Annotated in this window: 7 protein-coding genes; 5 read left to right on the top strand and 2 right to left on the bottom strand. The window is 68.3% G+C overall.

What is annotated here, in order from left to right; genetic code table 11:
* Positions 1–237: 237 nt before the first annotated feature.
* The 3 genes from pks2 to ACJ512_RS12355 are packed head-to-tail and all read left to right on the top strand — an operon-like array spanning position 238 to position 9,312.
* Entirely contained in the window at positions 238–6,489 is a 6,252-nt protein-coding gene (gene pks2, locus ACJ512_RS12365) for a sulfolipid-1 biosynthesis phthioceranic/hydroxyphthioceranic acid synthase (protein WP_407685906.1), read from the top strand.
* A gap of 58 nt (positions 6,490–6,547) precedes the next feature.
* The gene (locus ACJ512_RS12360) at positions 6,548–7,993 is read left to right on the top strand and encodes a condensation domain-containing protein (RefSeq protein ID WP_407685905.1); all 1,446 of its coding nucleotides are present in this window, start codon (positions 6,548–6,550) and stop codon (positions 7,991–7,993) included.
* 50 nt (positions 7,994–8,043) lie between these two features.
* Positions 8,044–9,312, top strand: a complete 1,269-nt coding sequence (locus ACJ512_RS12355) for a glycosyltransferase (protein WP_407685904.1) — start codon at positions 8,044–8,046, stop codon at positions 9,310–9,312.
* Between the two features lie 25 nt (positions 9,313–9,337).
* Here the strand turns inward: ACJ512_RS12355 and ACJ512_RS12350 are convergent, their stop codons facing one another.
* Positions 9,338–10,060 (bottom strand): GAP family protein, encoded by a 723-nt coding sequence (locus ACJ512_RS12350; protein WP_407685903.1) that lies wholly within the window; start codon positions 10,058–10,060, stop codon positions 9,338–9,340.
* Between the two features lie 241 nt (positions 10,061–10,301).
* Between ACJ512_RS12350 and ACJ512_RS12345 the strand changes: the two genes are divergently transcribed.
* Entirely contained in the window at positions 10,302–13,709 is a 3,408-nt protein-coding gene (locus tag ACJ512_RS12345) for an MMPL/RND family transporter (protein WP_407685902.1), read from the top strand.
* Between the two features lie 170 nt (positions 13,710–13,879).
* On the opposite strand, the gene ACJ512_RS12340 is transcribed toward ACJ512_RS12345, so the two are convergent.
* Positions 13,880–15,634: an AMP-binding protein gene (locus ACJ512_RS12340; protein ID WP_369739069.1), complete on the bottom strand. Its 1,755-nt coding sequence runs from the start codon at positions 15,632–15,634 to the stop codon at positions 13,880–13,882.
* Between the two features lie 133 nt (positions 15,635–15,767).
* Between ACJ512_RS12340 and ACJ512_RS12335 the strand changes: the two genes are divergently transcribed.
* Positions 15,768–17,105, top strand: coding sequence for a condensation domain-containing protein (locus ACJ512_RS12335; RefSeq protein WP_407685901.1), 1,338 nt, complete (start codon positions 15,768–15,770; stop codon positions 17,103–17,105).
* The last annotated feature ends 2 nt before the right edge of the window (positions 17,106–17,107 follow it).

Genomic DNA, 17,107 nt, shown 5'->3' with positions numbered 1-17,107 from the left:
GCAAATCAGGCCGTCGCTCAACGAAGGCCGGAAACTCCCGCTAGCGGCAGGCTTCGATTGCGGGGGTCGATGGGTTGTTCGTGCGGCACTGCGATGTTCGCGGCCAGCACTGAAAATTCAACGATATTTCTCGAAGCGCTGATAAGAGCTTGCGGCAGTGATAGGAACTTCAGGATAGGCAAGGAGAGGTGAAGGACAGTGGATAGGGCAGGAGTTACTCCGGTAGCCGTCATTGGGATGGCATGCCGGCTGCCGGGGGGCATCAACTCCCCTGACCTCTTTTGGGAAGCGTTGCTGCGCGGCGACGACCTGGTCGTCGAGATCCCGGCCGACCGTTGGGACGTCGACTACTACTACGACCCGGAACCGGGTGTGCCCGGACGGTCGATGTGCAAGTGGGGCGCGTTCCTCGATGACATCGGCGCTTTCGACCCCGAGTTCTTCGGCATCTCCGAAAAAGAAGCGACTGCGATGGATCCACAGCAGCGCTTGCTGATGGAGACGGCGTGGGAGGCCATGGAGCACGCCGGCCTCACCAAGGCCACCATGGCCGAGGCCACCGGCGTGTTCGTCGGATACAACTACAGCGACTACGAATTCGTGTCGGCGGCCACCGACGCGTTCGACGGACCCTACGGAACGCCGGGCACCATCTCCTGCATGGCTTCCGGGCGCATCGCCTACGCCCTGGGGGTGCACGGACCGGCCGCGACCATCGACACCGCGTGCTCGTCCGGCCTGTTCGCCGTGCACCAGGCCTGCCGCAGCCTCGCCGACGGCGAGAGCGACCTCGCCTTCGCCGGCGGCGTCAACGTGCTGCTCGAACCGCGCAGGTCGGTGTCCGCGTCGGCCGGCGGCATGCTGTCGGGGACCGGGCACTGCCACGCCTTCGACAGCAAGGCGGACGGCTTCGTGACCGGCGAGGGTTGCGTGGTGCTGCTGTTCAAGCGCCTGGCCGATGCGCAGCGCGACGGCGACCGGATCCTGGCGGTGATCCGTGGCACGGCCGCCAACCAGGACGGCCACACCATGAACATCACGATGCCGTCGGCGGAGGCGCAGGCCGCGGTGTACCGCGCGGCCCTGACCGCATCCGGGGTGGACCCCAGCACCGTCGGCATGGTCGAGGCGCACGGCACCGGCACGCCGGTCGGTGACCCGATCGAGTACTCCAGCCTCGCCGAGGTCTACGGCGTCGACCAACCGTGCGTGCTCGGCGCCGTCAAGACCAACTTCGGACACACCCAGGCCGCCGCCGGCGCGCTGGGCATGATGAAAGCGGTGCTCGCCCTCCAGCACGGCGTCGTTCCCAAGAACCTGCACTTCGAGACCCTGCCCGCCGAGATGGCCCAGATCGAGACCGGCCTGTTCGTGCCGCAGGAGACCACGCCCTGGCCGACCAACGGTGGCCAACCGCGGCGGGCGGCGGTGTCGGCGTACGGCATCTCCGGCACGAACGTGCACGCCATCGTGGAACAGGCCCCCGAGACCACTTCACGAAACGGCGCGGTGATCGACACCCGCCACGACGGCGCCCTGCTCTACCCGCTGTCGGCCTCGTCGGCCGAGGGGCTGCGCGAGACCGCCCGGCGGCTCGCCGACTGGGTCGAGGCCCACGCCTCGGAGCTGACGCCGGCGGACCTGGCCTACACCCTCTCCCGCCGGCGTGGGCACCGCCCGGTGCGGACGGCCGTGCTGGCCGGCACCAACGCGCAGCTGGTCGAGGCGCTGCGTGAGGTCGCCGACGGCGACACCCCCTACCAGGAGGCGGCCGGCAAGGACGACAAGGGCCCCGTGTGGGTGTTCTCCGGCCAGGGCTCGCAGTGGGCGGCGATGGGTGCCGACCTGCTGGCCAACGAGCCGGTGTTCGCCGCGACCATCGCCGAGCTGGAGCCCCTGATCGCCGACGAGTCCGGATTCTCGGTGACCGAGGCGCTCACCGCGCCCGAGAAGGTGACCGGGATCGACCGGGTGCAGCCGACGCTGTTCGCCGTGCAGGTCGCGCTGGCCGCGACGATGAAGTCCTACGGTGTGCGGCCCGGCGCGGTGATCGGCCACTCGATGGGCGAGTCGGCCGCGGCCGTGGTCGCCGGGGCGCTCTCGCTGCAGGACGGGGTGCGCGTCATCTGCCGGCGCTCCAAGCTGATGACCACGATCTCCGGCAACGGTGCGATGGCCTCGGTGGAGCTGCCCGCCCAGCAGGTGCTCTCGGAGCTGATGGCCCGCGGTGTCGACGACGCCGTGGTGGCCGTGGTGGCCTCCCCGCAGTCCACCGTGATCGGCGGGGCGACCGAGACGGTCCGCGAGCTCGTCGCGGCGTGGGAGCAGCGTGAGGTGATGGCCCGCGAGGTGGCCGTCGACGTGGCGTCGCACTCGCCGCAGGTCGACCCGATCCTCGACGAGCTGTACGAGGTCCTGGCCGACATCGAGCCGTTGACTCCCGAGATTCCGTACTACTCGGCCACCTCGTTCGACCCCCGCGAGGAGCCGTACTGCGACGCCAACTACTGGGTGGACAACCTGCGCCACACGGTGCGGTTCTCCGCGGCGGTGCAGGCGGCGCTCGAAGACGGCTACCGCGTCTTCGGGGAGCTCGCACCGCACCCGCTGCTGACCCACGCCGTCGACCAGACCGCCAAGAGCCTGGACATGACGGTGGCCGCCCTCGCCGCCATGCGGCGCGAGCAGCCGCTGCCCCGGGGTATGCGCGGCTTCGTGGGCGACGTGTACTCCACCGGCGCCGCAGTCGACTTCTCGGTGCTGCACCCCGACGGCCACCTGGTGGATGCCCCGCTGGCGTCCTGGACGCACCGGACGCTGCTGCTGAGCCGCGACGGCCACAGCTCGCGCGCCCTGCGCTCCAGCGTCGCGGTGCACCCGCTGATGGGCCAGCACGTGCGCCTGCCCGAGGAGCCCGAGCGCCACGTGTGGCAGGCCGAGATCGGCACCGCGGTGCTGCCCTGGCTGGCCGACCACCAGGTCCACGGAACGGCCACGCTGCCGGGTGCGGCCTACTGCGAGATGGCGCTGGCCGCGGCCCGCACCGTGTTCGGCGAGACGGCGGGGGTCCGCGACGTCCGCTTCGAGCAGATGCTGCTCCTGGACGAGGAGACCCAGGTCAGCCTGACCGCGACCGCGGAGGCCCCCGGCGCGCTGAACTTCTCGGTGGAGACCACCGACGAGGGCATGCAGGTGCGGCGCGCCAGCGCGGTCCTGTTCGACGTGCTCGACGAGGAGGAGCACCCGCAGGCACAGGACATCGACGCCCTGCTGGCGGCCCACCCGAGCCACCTGGAAGGCGCCGACCTTCGCAACGCGATGGACATGTGCGGCATCCAGTACGGTCCGGCCTTCACCGGCCTGGCCGCCGCGCACACCGCCGAGGGCACCGGCACCACGGTGCTGGCCGAGATCGGGCTGCCCAGCGTGATCCGGACGCAGCAAACCAGCTACGGCGTGCACCCGGCGCTGCTGGACGCCTGCTTCCAGTCGGTGGCCGCTCACCCCAGCGTCGCGAACGCCAGCTTCGGCGGCCTGCTGCTGCCGCTCGGCGTGCACCAGCTGCGCGTCTACGGTCCCGTCCACACCGCCCGCTACTGCTACTCGCGGGTGACCGCGGCGACCGGCGGTGCCGTCGAGGCCGACCTCGACCTGCTGGACAAGCACGGCGCCGTCCTGCTGACGGTGCGGGGGCTGCAGATGGGCACCGGCTCGGCGCCGGGCAGCGAGCGCGCCCGCGTGATGAGCGAGCGGCTGCTGACCGTCGAGTGGCAACAGCGGTCGCTGCCCGACGTGGCCACCGCCGAGCCCGGAGCGTGGCTGCTGATCAGCACCTCCGATGCCGCGGACCTGGTGGCGGCGTCGTTCACCGACGCGATGAAGCTGCACGACACGGAGTGCACGACGATGTCGTGGCCGCAGGACGCCGACCACGCCGCCGTCACCGAGCGGCTGCGCAACCAGATCGGCAACGGCGGGTTCACCGGCGTCGTCCTGCTGACCGCGCCGCCCAACGGCGCCACCGACGCGGAAAGCGCCTCCCGGGGCGGCGAGTACGTCCGTCACCTGGTGCGCATCATCCGCGAGCTGCCCGAGATCGAGGGCGAGGCGCCACGGCTCTACGTCGTGACCCGCAACGCGCAGACGGTGCTCTCCGACGACCGGCCCAACCTCGAGCAGGGCGGCCTGCGCGGCCTGCTGCGCGTCGTCGGGGCCGAGCACCCGCACCTGCACACCACCCACATCGACGTCGACGACAACACCGACGCCGAGCAGGTGGTTCGCCAGTTGCTGCTGGTCGGCCCGGAAGAGGACGAGACGGCGTGGCGCAACGACGAGTGGTACACCGCACGGCTGTGCCCCTCGCCGCTGCGGCCCGAGGAGCGCCAGACCACGATCGCGGTCCACGAGAGCGACGGCATGCGCATGCAGATCCGCATGCCGGGCGACCTGCAGAGCATGGAGTTCGCCGCCTTCGACCGGGTTCCGCCGGGGCCCGGGGAGATCGAGGTGGCGGTCACCGCGTCGAGCATCAACTTCGCCGACGTGCTGCTCGCGTTCGGCCGCTACCAGAGCCTGGACGGGATCCTGCCGCAGCTGGGCACCGACTTCGCCGGCGTCGTGACCGCCGTCGGTCCCGACGTGACCAACCACAAGGTCGGCGACCACGTCGGCGGCATGTCCCCCCACGGCTGCTGGGCCACGTTCGTCACGTGTGACGCGCGCCTGGCCACCAAGCTGCCCGAGGGCATGACCGACGCGCAGGCGGCCGCGGTGACCACCGCGCACGCCACCGCCTGGTACGGCCTGACCGACCTGGCCCGCATCAAGGCCGGCGACAAGGTGCTGATCCATTCCGGCACCGGCGGTGTCGGGCAGGCGGCCATCGCGATCGCCCGCGCCGCGGGTGCGGAGATCTTCGCCACCGCCGGCAGCGAGGGGCGTCGACAGTTGTTGCGCGACATGGGCATCGAGCATGTGTATGACTCGCGCAGCATCGAGTTCGCCGACCAGATCCGTCAGGACACCGACGGCTACGGCGTGGACATCGTGCTCAACTCGGTGACCGGTGCCGCGCAGCTGGCCGGGCTCAAGCTGCTGGCCCTGGGTGGCCGGTTCGTCGAGATCGGCAAGCGTGACATCTACGGCGACACCAAGCTGGGTCTGTTCCCCTTCCGGCGCAACCTCGCGTTCTGGGGCGTCGACCTGGGCCTGATGTCGGTCAGCCACCCGCATCAGGTCAGCGAGATCCTGAGCACGGTGTACCGGTTGACCGCCGAGGGCGTGCTGCCGATGCCGGAGAGCACGCACTACCCGCTCGCCGAGGCGGCCACCGCGATCCGGGTGATGAGCGCTGCCGAGCACACCGGCAAGCTCATCCTCGACATCCCGCAGGCCGGGCGTAGCAGCGTCGTGCTGCCGCCCGAGCAGGCACCGGTGTTCCGGCGCGACGGCTCCTACATCATCACCGGCGGTCTGGGCGGCCTGGGGCTGTTCCTGGCCGAGAAGATGGCCGCGGCCGGCGCGGGCCGCATCGTCCTGAGCTCGCGCTCGGAGCCGACGCAGAAGGCGCTTGAAACGATCGAGCTCGTCCGAGCGATAGGTTCTGACGTGATCGTGGAATGCGGCGACATCGCCCACGCCGACACCGCGGAGCGGCTGGTGGCCACGGCGACGTCCACGGGGCTTCCGCTGCGTGGCGTGTTGCACGCGGCGGCGGTGGTCGAGGACGCCACCTTGCTCAACATCACCGACGAGTTGCTCGACCGCGACTGGGCGCCCAAGGTGTACGGCGCCTGGAACCTGCACCAGGCCACCACTGGCCAGTCTCAGAAAGCGGAGCTGGACTGGTTCTGTCTGTTCTCCTCGGCGGCGGCCCTGCTGGGCTCGCCGGGCCAGGGCGCCTACGCCGCGGCCAACAGCTGGCTGGACGCCTTCACCCAGTGGCGGCGCACCCAGGGGCTGCCGGCCACCGCGATCGCGTGGGGTGCCTGGGCCGAGATCGGCCGCGGTGCCGACTTCGCCGAGGGCAGCGGCGCGGCGATCACGCCGGACGAGGGCGCCTACGCGTTCGAGTCGCTGCTGCGCCACGACCGGGCGTACACGGGCTACACCCCGCTCGTCGGGACCCCGTGGATCGCGTCCTTCGCCGAACGCAGCAAGTTCCTCGAGCTGTTCAAGACGGCCGGCGAACAGCGTTCGGGTTCCAGCAAGCTGCGCGCCGAGCTGGCCGAGCTGCCGCTCGAGGAGTGGCCAACCCGGTTGCGGCGTCTGCTCTCCGAGCAGATCGGGCTGATACTGCGTCGCAACATCGATGTGGACCATCCGCTTTCGGAATACGGCCTCGACTCGTTGGGCAACCTGGAGTTGCGGACGCACATCGAATCTCAAACGGGGGTACGGATCACCTCTGCCGATATCACGACCGTGCGGGGTTTGGCAGATCACCTGTTCGACAAGCTGGCGCCCAAAGAGGATGCACCGGCGTGACGGAGATCTGGACGGCAAAGTGGCCCGGTTTTCAGGAGTTGGAACAGAGGAGGGAAACGTGTTCATAGGTGGAGGCACCGAGCACGACAGCCTGCGGGTGGGGAACGCCTACGACTGGGACCTGAACGGGGGCTCAGTCGTGACGTGGCAGCCAACGCCTGGTTCGCTCGCGAAGGCCCGGCAGGCGCCGGTCAGCCAGGTGCCGGCGAGCTCGATGCAGGTCGGCCACCTTCGCGGCTACGTGGAGTTCAAGGAGAAGGGGCTCGACTACTCGCGGGCCGTCATGGGCTCCTGGGACGTTCCCGGCCGTTGCGACATCCGCGCGATGACCTACGTCATCAACGCGCACCTTCGTCGCCACGCGACCTACCACAGCTGGTTCGAGTACAACGGGCCCAAGGACATCGTCCGGCACACCATCGAGAACCCGCGCGACATCCAGTTCGTCGCCAAGCAATACGGTGAGATGACGCAGCCGGAGTGGGAAGAGCACGTCCTGGCGACGCCGGACCCGCTGCAGTGGGACTGCTTCCGTTTCGGCATCGTCCAGTACGACGAGCGCTTCGCGTTGTACGCCGTGGTCGACCACCTGCACTGCGACCCGATGCTGATCGCCGGGCTGTACGTCGAGATCCTGATGAACTACACCGCGATCCTGGAGGGCAAGGCGCCGGTCACCCTGCCGCCGGCGGCCAGCTACGACGACTTCTGCCTGCGCGAGGCGCAGACCGTGTCGTCCATGACGTTGGACTCCCCCGAGGTGCGCAAGTGGATCGAGTTCGCCGAGGCCAACGGCGGCACCCTGCCCGACTTCCCGCTGCCATTGGGTGACCAGTCGATCCCGTGCGGCGGGGACGTGCACGCGGTGCAGTTGCTGGGGCCGGAGCAGACGGCGCAGTTCGAGGCCCTGTGCCAGAAGGCGGGTGCCCGGTTCAGCGGCGGCCTGTTCGCCTGCGCCGCCCTGGCTCACCACGAATTGTCCGGTGCGGACACGTATTACGGGCTCACGCCGACCGACAAGCGCAAGAGCCCGGCGGATTTCATGACGGTGGGTTGGTTCACCGGTGTGGTGCCGTTCACGGTGCCCATCAACCCCAACTCGTTCGGGGAGACCGCCCGCGCCGCGCAGGAATCCTTCGACGCGAACATGGAATGCGCGAACGTCCCGTTCGACAAGGTGCTGGAACTGGCCCCGTGGCTGCGCAAGTACGGGCCGCAGTTCACCATGATGAGCTACATGGACGCGGGCCTGCCTCCCCTGTCCGCGATCGTGGCCACCGCGCTGGACGGGGTGAACGCGACCGCGTTCACCGACGGCCGCAGCCCGGCCTACATGTACTCGACGGTGTTCCGGCTGTTCGACGAGGTTTCCATCATGGTCTCCTTCCCGAACAACCCGGTCGCCCGCGAGTCGGTGATCCGCTACACGGACGCGCTGAAGTCGGCGTTCGACAAGGTCGTCGCGGGCAGCCTGGCCGAGATTCCGGCCCGCGCCGCCAGGTGAGGCCCGCCAGGCCCCACAAGCCCACGCGCGCAAGGTAACCGATACCAGCGATGAAAGCTGTCCTGGCCGTCCACGGCACCCGTGGCGATGTCGAACCCTGCGCCGCGGTTGCCCTGGAGTTGCGGCGCCGAGGACACGAGGTGCGGATGGCGGTGCCGCCCAACCTGATCGGGTTCGTCGAGTCCGTAGGGCTGTCGGCCGTCGCCTATGGTCCCGATTCGCACACGCAGCTGGACGAGGAAGTGTTCAGGCACTTTTGGCGGGTCCAGAATCCGGTCAACGTGTTGCGGCCGGGCGCGGAGTACCTGACGCGGGGTTGGGCGGAGATGAGCACGACGCTGGTGTCGCTGGCCGAGGATGCCGACGTGATCGTGTCGGGGCAGACCTATCAGGGCGTCGTTGCGAATATCGCCGAGTACTACGGCATTCCGATGGCCGCCATGCATCACTTCCCGCACCGGGTCAACGGCCACCTCGTTCCGTACGTGCCCGGGCCGCTGATCCGTACGACGATGCGGGCGCTCTACGGGATGTACTGGTGGATGACCAAAGACGCCGAAGACACCCAGCGCCGAGCATTGGGCCTACCGAAGACGTGGCGCTCGTCGGCCAGGCGGATGATCGACGACGGAGCGCTGGAGATCCAGGCCTACGATGCGGTCTACTTTCCGGGCCTCAGCGAGGAATGGAACAGCCGGCGTCCTTTCGTGGGCCAGCTGACGCTGGAGCAGCCGACGGCGTGCGACGACGAGGTCGCGTCGTGGGTCGCGGCGGGCACACCGCCGATCTACTTCGGATTCGGCAGTATGCGGGTCGAATCGCCCGCCGACGCGGTCGCGATGATCGGCGACGTCTGCGCGCAGCTGGGCGAGCGGGCGCTGATCTGCGCCGGGGTCACCGATTTCGGCGACGCACCGCACCGTGACAACGTCAAGGTGGTCCGTGAGGTCAATCATGCGGCCGTGTTCCCGTCCTGTCGCGCGGTCGTCCATCACGGCGGCGCGGGAACCACGGCCGCGGGCATGCGGGCCGGCGTGCCCACGCTGGTCCTGTGGATCGGCGCCGAACAGCCGGCCTGGGCACTGCAGGTCACGACGCTCAAAGTCGGCAAGGCGCGGCGCTTCGCGGGAGTGACCAAGAAGTCGCTGCTCAAAGACCTGCGCACCGTCCTGGCTGGAGACTACGTCGCGCGTGCCCGCCAGATCGCCGACCGCATGACACCGGCCAAGGTCAGCGTGACCACCACCGCCGACCTGCTCGAGGACGAAGTCCGGAGGCACCACCTGATCGCGGCGGGCTCCGGCGGAACGACGCGGTAGCGGAGGCGCCGACTCAGGCGCCGATTCAGGCGAAGCCCGTCCCCTGGGCCAGCATGACGACGCCCAGCACGCCGGCGCCGACGACCAGGATCCGCCGGCTGTGGGTGCGCATCCATCGGTGCGCCCGCAGCGTGATCGCCTCGGTCCGCGCGGGCGCCACCAGGTAACTGACGAGCGGAATCTCGACCAGCACCAGCGTCACCGCGGTGAACGTGACGGCCGCGCCCAGTTGCGTGCCGAACGCGGCCCCGGAGGCCAGGATGGCCGTCAGCGCCGCCAGGTACTGCACGGGCGGGGTCGCCTGCCCCAGGCCGACCACGAACGCCACCCACGGATTGCCGCCACCGAGCGTGTCGCGGGCGCGCGAGACCAGTTGGGAGAACGCCGTCGGGGTGCTCGACTGCGGCGGCGGCGCGACCGGTCCCCCGGCGGGTACCGGCACCCGGGCCGGCCTGCGCATCGCGCCCACCGCGGCGACCGACAGGACGAGCACGCCGACGACGATCTGGACGTGCCCGCCGGTGAGACGGGCCATCGTCGCCGTCATGTCGTGCACCAGGCCGGGCAACGCGTCGCGCAGAACCAGCAACGCGGTCAGGCCAGCAACCACGCCCGTTGTCATGCCGCCGAGCCAGAACGCAAACAGATTGAGCAACGGCCGTGGCCGCGAGACCAACAGGATGGCGATACCCATGCGCACCGGGTCGGGCGCCGTGACCAGCGCCATCCACAGCACGAAGCCCCACATGACGGCAAACGCTACGCGATTGTACCGGGCCGCACCGGGCAACCGGAAAATCGATGCGCGACGGCCGGCCCGGCTAATATCACATCCAGATCACGATCACCTCGCGGATCGCGATCCCCCGACGTGGATCGATATCGAATTGTAGGGTTGTTGCGTGTCAAGCCGTACTGGTTCTCATGATGCGGCGAAACCCGGGGGGCTGTTCGACCACCTAGGCGATTTCGTCATACGGCGACCGCTCGTGGTCATCGCCGGCTGGATCATGTTCGCCGGCGCCCTGGCGCTGATATTTCCCCCGCTTCCGGTACAGGCAGCCAAGCAGGAGCAAAAGCCCCTGCCGGACGACGCCCCGACCGTGATCGTGGGCCACGAGATGCAAAAGGCCTTCCACGAGATCGGCGGGGGCTCCGAGGCGCTGATCATCTTGGTCGACGAGAGGGGCCTGACACCCGCCGACGAGGACACCTACCGCAAACTCATCGACACGCTGCAGCACGACGAGCAGGACAAGCAGGCCAAGATAGCCGTCCAGGACGTCCTGAAAGTGCCGGAGATGCGCGAGCTCCTGGCCAGCAAGGACGGCAAGGCCATCAACTTGCCGGTCAGCTTCCCCGGCGAGGCCATGGCGCCCGCGACGCTGGCGGCGTATCGCCACGTCAAGGAGATAGCCCAGCAGGTCACGAAGGGCACCACGCTCACCGCCTACCTCAGCGGGCCGCTCGCGAGCATCGCCGACATCACCGCGATGACCGAAGAGGACGCGCACTTCATCGAGATCTCGACGGTGATCTGCGTGCTGGTCATCTTGTTCGTGATCTACCGCAACGTGGTCACCATGTTGGTGCCGTTGGCCAACATCGGTGCATCTATCGGGACCACCCAGGGCGTGTTGTCCGGGCTCGTCGGCGCGGGCCTGCCGTTCAACCTGGAAAGCATGATCCTGATGAGCGCGGTCATGCTCGGTGCGGGAACGGACTACGCGGTCTTTCTGATCAGCCGCTATCACGACTATGTGCGGCACGGCCAGACGTCGGACGAAGCGGTCAAGAACGCGTTGATGTCGATCGGGAAGGTCATCGCCGCGTCGGCGGCCACGGTCGCAGTCACCTTCCTCGCGATGGTCTTCACCAAGCTGCAGGTGTTCTCGGCCGTCGGCCCGGCGATCTCCATCGCCATCGTCATCGCGTTGTGCTCCGCGGTGACGCTGATGCCGGCCCTGCTCGTCCTGGCGGGACGCCGCGGCTGGATCAAGCCCCGCCGCGAGTTGACCACCCGCATGTGGCGGATCACCGGAACGCGGGTGGTGCGCCGGCCGCGAATCCATCTGGTGGGCAGCCTGGTGGTGCTCGTCGCCCTCGCCAGCTGCACCAGCGTGATGCGCTTCAACTACGACGACCTCAAGACGATGCCGGCCTCCGTCGACAGCTCCCAGGGCTACGCGGCGATGAACCGCCATTTTCCGATGAACGCCATGACCCCGATGATGTTGTTCGTCCAGTCCTCCCACGACCTGCGCACCCCGACCGCCCTGGCCGACCTCGAGCAGGTCGCCAACCGGGTGAGCCAACTACCCAACGTCACCATGGTGCGGGGCCTGACGAGGCCCAATGGTGAACGGCTGGAACAGATGAAGCTGTCCTGGCAGGCCGGCGAAGTCGGCGGCAAGCTCGACGAGGCATCCGGCCAGATCGCCAACCACGGCGACGACCTCGACAAGCTGGTCAACGGCTCCAACCAGCTGGCCGATGCCCTGGCCCAGCTTCGGGACCAGGTCACCGGCACCGTGTCGAGTCTGAGCGGAGTGGTCGGGACGCTGACGTCCATGGAGCAGATGCTGGGCGGTGACAAGGCCATCGCCGCGCTCGACCAGGGGTCCACCTACACCGGGCAGATGAAATCACTCGGCGACAACCTCGGCGCGTCCACCGCGCACGCCGAGAACACGGCCCAGTGGGCCGGCCCGATGCTGGCGGCGCTCAACGACAGCCCGGAATGCAACTCCGACCCCGGCTGTATGCAGTCGCGCGCCGGGTTGGCGGCCCTGGTCGCGGCCGACAACGACGGCACCCTGAACTCGCTGAAGATCATGTCCCGCAATCTGCAGTCGGCCCAGAAGGCGGCGACCATCGGCCAGACGCTGGACACCGTGCAGCAGACGCTGACGCAGGCATCCAGTGCCATGAAGACGATCAAGGGCCTACAGGCCACGATGGCGCAGGCGCAACAGGGCTCCACCATGCTGGCCGACGGCAGCCGGGCGATCGCGGGCGGTGTGAAGGCGTTGGTCGAGCAGACCAGGAAGCTGGGCACCGGACTCAACGAGGCGTCGCAATTCCTGCTGAACATGAAGCAGGACGCCGACACGCCGTCGATGGCCGGGTTCAACCTGCCCCCCCAGATCACGACCAGGGACGAGTTCAAAAAGGGCGCCCAGATATTCCTCTCGCCGGACGGTCACGCGGCCCGCTATTTCATCCAGAGTGCGCTGAACCCGTTCACCACCGAGGCGATGGATCAGGTCAACACGATCGAGAAGGCGGCCCGCTCCGCCCTGCCGAACACCGAGCTGGCCGATGCCAAGGTGTCGGTGGTCGGAGTTCCGACCGGGCTCAGGGACACTCGTGACTACTACAACCACGACATCAACTTCATCGTCATCGCGACGATCCTCATCGTGTTCCTGATTCTGGTCGGTCTGCTGCGGGCCATCGTCGCGCCGCTGTACCTCATCGGCTCGGTGCTGCTCTCCTACATGTCCGCGATGGGCCTCGGCGTGCTGGTGTTCCAGATATTCATGGGCCAGAACCTGCACTGGAGCCTTCCCGGCCTGTCCTTCATCCTGCTGGTCGCGATCGGCGCCGACTACAACATGCTGCTGATCTCGCGGATCCGCGACGAGTCACCGCACGGGGTGCGCGTCGGGGTCATCCGCACCGTGGGCTCGACCGGTGGCGTGATCACCTCGGCGGGGCTGATTTTCGCCGCCTCCATGTTCGGCTTGATGAGCGCCAGCATCTACACGATGCTCGAGGCCGGCTTCATCCTCGGCATGGGGATTCTGATCGACACGTTCGTGGTGCGCACCATCACGGTGCCGGCGCTGGCCGCGATGATCGGCCAGAAGAACTGGTGGCCGTCGAACCTCGGAAAGACTCCCGCGCAGGTGGTCGCGGCGTACGAGACCAAGCAGCGCCAGCTGGAGCAGATTTCCGAACAACTGGTCCGGATGAAGGTCATTCCCAGCCCCAGAACCCACGTCCCGGCGCCTGCGCCGCAGGCAAATGGTCATGCACCGGGGGCGCACAAGGCGTCCAAGGGCGATCGATCGACCGCGCATGTCCCCAACCACGCACTCCCCCTGTTCGACCTCAGCGGCATGTCCACGCAACTGACCGATGACCTGGTCGAACCGACACGTGATGCGGTGTCCGCCAACGGCCGCCGCAACGGCAACCACAAGCGCAGAGTCGACCGCTATCTGGGCCACTCGTTGCCGCTGTTCGGCCCGGACGTCCTGTCGCACGCGCTCGTCAGCGTGGGAACGAACGGGCATGCCAACGGGAGCAACGGGAAACACCGCACGGCCGATGCCGAGCAGGCAGGCGACCAGGACGAGTCGCTCCCGCTGTTCGGCCCCGACGGACGGTGACGAAGGACTAGGAGCGTGGGTCAGTATTGGGATTTGAAGAAACCCGCAAAATCGCGAGGGCCTGAGATCGCCGCTGACGAACGAAAACAGGCCGGTCCACCAAATCTAGCCAGCGCGGATTCCGAAGTTTCACCTGCGGAACCCGCGATTGGGATTACTGACCCACGCTCCTAGGCGTCTAGCCTGGTGAACTCGTCCTGCCGGTAGAGCTCGACGCACTGCGAGCGCCTGATCTTGCCGCTCGTGGTGATGGGGATCGCGCCGGGCGAGACGAGCACAAGATCGGCTACCCGCAGCCCGTGAGACTTCGAAATCGCCGACGTGACTTCACGTTTGACCACGCGGAGCCTGTCCGTCGCCTCTTCGTCGGACTCGCCCTTCTTCTTGAGTTCGATGATGGCGACCAGCTTTTCGACGCCCTTGTCCGGGATGGCGATCGCCGCGCAGCGCCCGGGCGTGACCTCCTGGATGGTGGCCTCGATGTCGTCGGGAGAGTGGTTGCGCCCGTAGACGATCAGCAGGTCCTTGATGCGGCCGACGATGAACAGCTCGCCGTCGGAGAAGAAACCCGAGTCCCCGGTGCGCAGCCACGGGCCCTCGGGGGTGCCTTCGGAGGGGTTCTTGATGCGGGCCCCGAACGTGGCGGCGGTATCTTCGGGTTTGCGCCAGTAGCCCGAAGCCACGTTGCCGCCGTGCACCCAGATCTCGCCGACTGTTCCGTCGGGGCATTCGTGGCAGGTCTCGGGGTCGACGGCGCGGACCAGCATCGATTTCGGGACACCGTAGCTGATCAGCGGTGTGCCGCTTCCGGTTGCGCAGCGCTGCGCTTGGCCGGCGGGCAGCTTCTCGGAGTCGAAGTGCACGGTTTCGGGGGGATCGCCCACGTTCCGGGTCGCGATGTACACGGTGGCCTCGGCCATGCCGTAGGACGGCCGCAGGGCCGCGGGATTCAGATTGAACGGGGCGAACCGGTCAGCGAATTGCTTGAGTGTTTTCGGCTGCACGCGTTCGCTGCCGTTTTGGATGGTGTGGACGCCCCCGAGGTCAATCCCGGCCATGTCCGCGTCAGATGTCTTGCGCGCGGCCACCTCGAACGCGAAGTTCGGCCCTCCCGAAAATGTGGGGCCGTCGCCGGCCATCAGGTGCAACCACCGGGCGGGTCGCTGCAGGAATGCAACCGGGCTGGTGAGCACGCTGGGCGCCCCCACCAGAATCGGCATGACTATTCCCAGCAGCAGCCCCAGGTCGTGGTAGAACGGCAGCCACGACACCGCGGTGAGTCCCGGTGGGGCCACTCCCCCGTCGAGAGCGAAATAGTCGGCCATGATCTGCTCGAAGTTGGTGAAGACGTTCTTGTTGGAGACCGTCACCCCGGCCGGTGTGCGGGTGGAACCCGACGTGTACTGCAGGTAGGCGGTTTCGGAGTGTTCGGCGGGGGCGCGGCGCGATCCGGGCCGCGGACCGCTCGGCCGCGAATCCAGGTCCAGCCGGTCGACTTCGACGATCGAGGGCGCCGATCCGCCCTCCTGCGCCCGGGCGTACGGGCTGACGTGGTCGACGACGCCCGAGGTGGTCAAAAGGACGGTGGGGGTGGTGTCGGCCAGCACCGACGTGGTGCGCTCGTCGTGGGGGCCGCCGTAGGGCACCGACAACGGGACCGCTATGAGCCCGGCCTGCAGCGCGCCGAGAAAGCTGATGAGGTAGTCGGGGCTCTGCGGGGCCAGGATCACGGCCCGATCACCCTTGGACCCGTGATCGAGCAACTGGGCGGCGAGATTGGATACCCGCCGATAAAGCTGCGACCACGTCAGCGGTATCGCGACGCCGTCCCAATCCTGGTCGTAATCGAGAAACGTGAACGCCGTGTCATTGGGCTGCAGGCTCGCACGTTCGCGCAGCACCGCGGGGATGGAGGACTGGACCACGGGATGAGGTTACCTTCGTGACGGGCCGTTGCGGCCGAGACTGGCAAGCTGTCAGAGTACCAATATGTCGCGGCGGCGGGGCGCAATCCCGAAGCCCTGCGTATTGCGGCGCCGGTCAACTACCCTGATCGCGGTGGACAACCGGCTCGCTCACATGGATCAGGCCTCGTTCCTGGGTCTGCGGGCGCTTGGCTATGGCGCGCTCGTGCAGTTCAGCTGGATCTACAACCGCCCCGTGGATATGGACGGATTGCGGCGATTCAACCGCAACCTCGGATACGGGCTGCTGGGGCGACGTGTCGAACGGTCACCGATCCCGTTTGCGCGCGACCGGTGGGTGATCTCCCGCGGTCCGGCCGACATCGACGTCGCCGAGACACCGCGTCCGCGCTCCGAAATCAGCGCCTGGACGCATGAGCGCGCGAGGCTGCCGCTGGACCCCGAATACGGACCCAGCTGGCATCTCGGTGTGCTGCCCCTGCAGGACGGTGGCACCGCTGTCACCCTGGTGACCTCGCACACGCTCGTCGACGGGCTCGGGATCTTGCAGGCGATCGGCGATGCGGCCCACGGCCGGACTCGCTACCTGGGCTATCCCCTCCCCCGGTCCCGTACCCGCCGGCGGGCCGTGCTGGAAGACGGCAAGGCGTTCCTCGCCTCGGCGCCGGAACTGGGGCGGGCGGTGGCCGCGACGGTGCGCATCGCCCGGAAACGGCGCCACGACGTCGCCGCCTCGATCGCGTCGGCGCCCCCCTCGCCGCGGGGAACCGGCGACGACAAGCCCGTCACGGTGCCCGCCCTGACCGCCTATGTCGATCTGGCCGAGTGGGACGGACGCGCGAAAAGCATTGGCGGCAACGGGTACACGCTCTTCGCGGCGTTCGCGGGCCGGCTCGGCGCCCGGCTGGGGCGCATCTGCGACGACGGAACGGTCACCCTGTCGTTTCCGGTCAGCAACCGCACCGAGGACGACACGCGGGGAAACGCCTTGGTGTTCCCGGTGATCTCCGTCGATCCGGCGAACCTGGCCTCCGATCTCACCGAGGTGCGGCTCAAGTTCAAGCAGGCCTTCGCCGACCTGGCCGAGACCACCGAGGAGTTGTTGGCGCCACTGCCGCTGACGTCGCTGACGCCGAAATGGGTGGCGCGCCGTGCGGCGGGCATGGGCCTGGGCACCGCGGACCTTCCCATCGGCTGCTCCAATGTCGGGGACACCGACCCGGTGGTGAACCGGCCCGACGGCACCGAGGCTGACTACGCATCGGGACGACTGATCGAACCGGGCATCAACAAGCACACCCTGGAGCGCATGGGCGGTCAATTGTTCGTGGTGTCCGGGCGCAGCTGCGGAAAACTGTGGATTTCGGTCAACGCCTATCTGCCCGGGCGCAACAACTCCCTGGACGCGCTGCGCGACGTCACGTCTCGTGCTTTCGCCGACTTCGGCTTGACCGCCGAGATTTTGCACTGAAC

This window comes from Mycobacterium cajalii (assembly GCF_045809005.2).
Lineage (GTDB): Bacteria > Actinomycetota > Actinomycetes > Mycobacteriales > Mycobacteriaceae > Mycobacterium.
The sequence above is the reverse complement of the archived record's forward strand: the minus strand, read 5'-3'. Positions and strand labels throughout refer to the sequence as shown.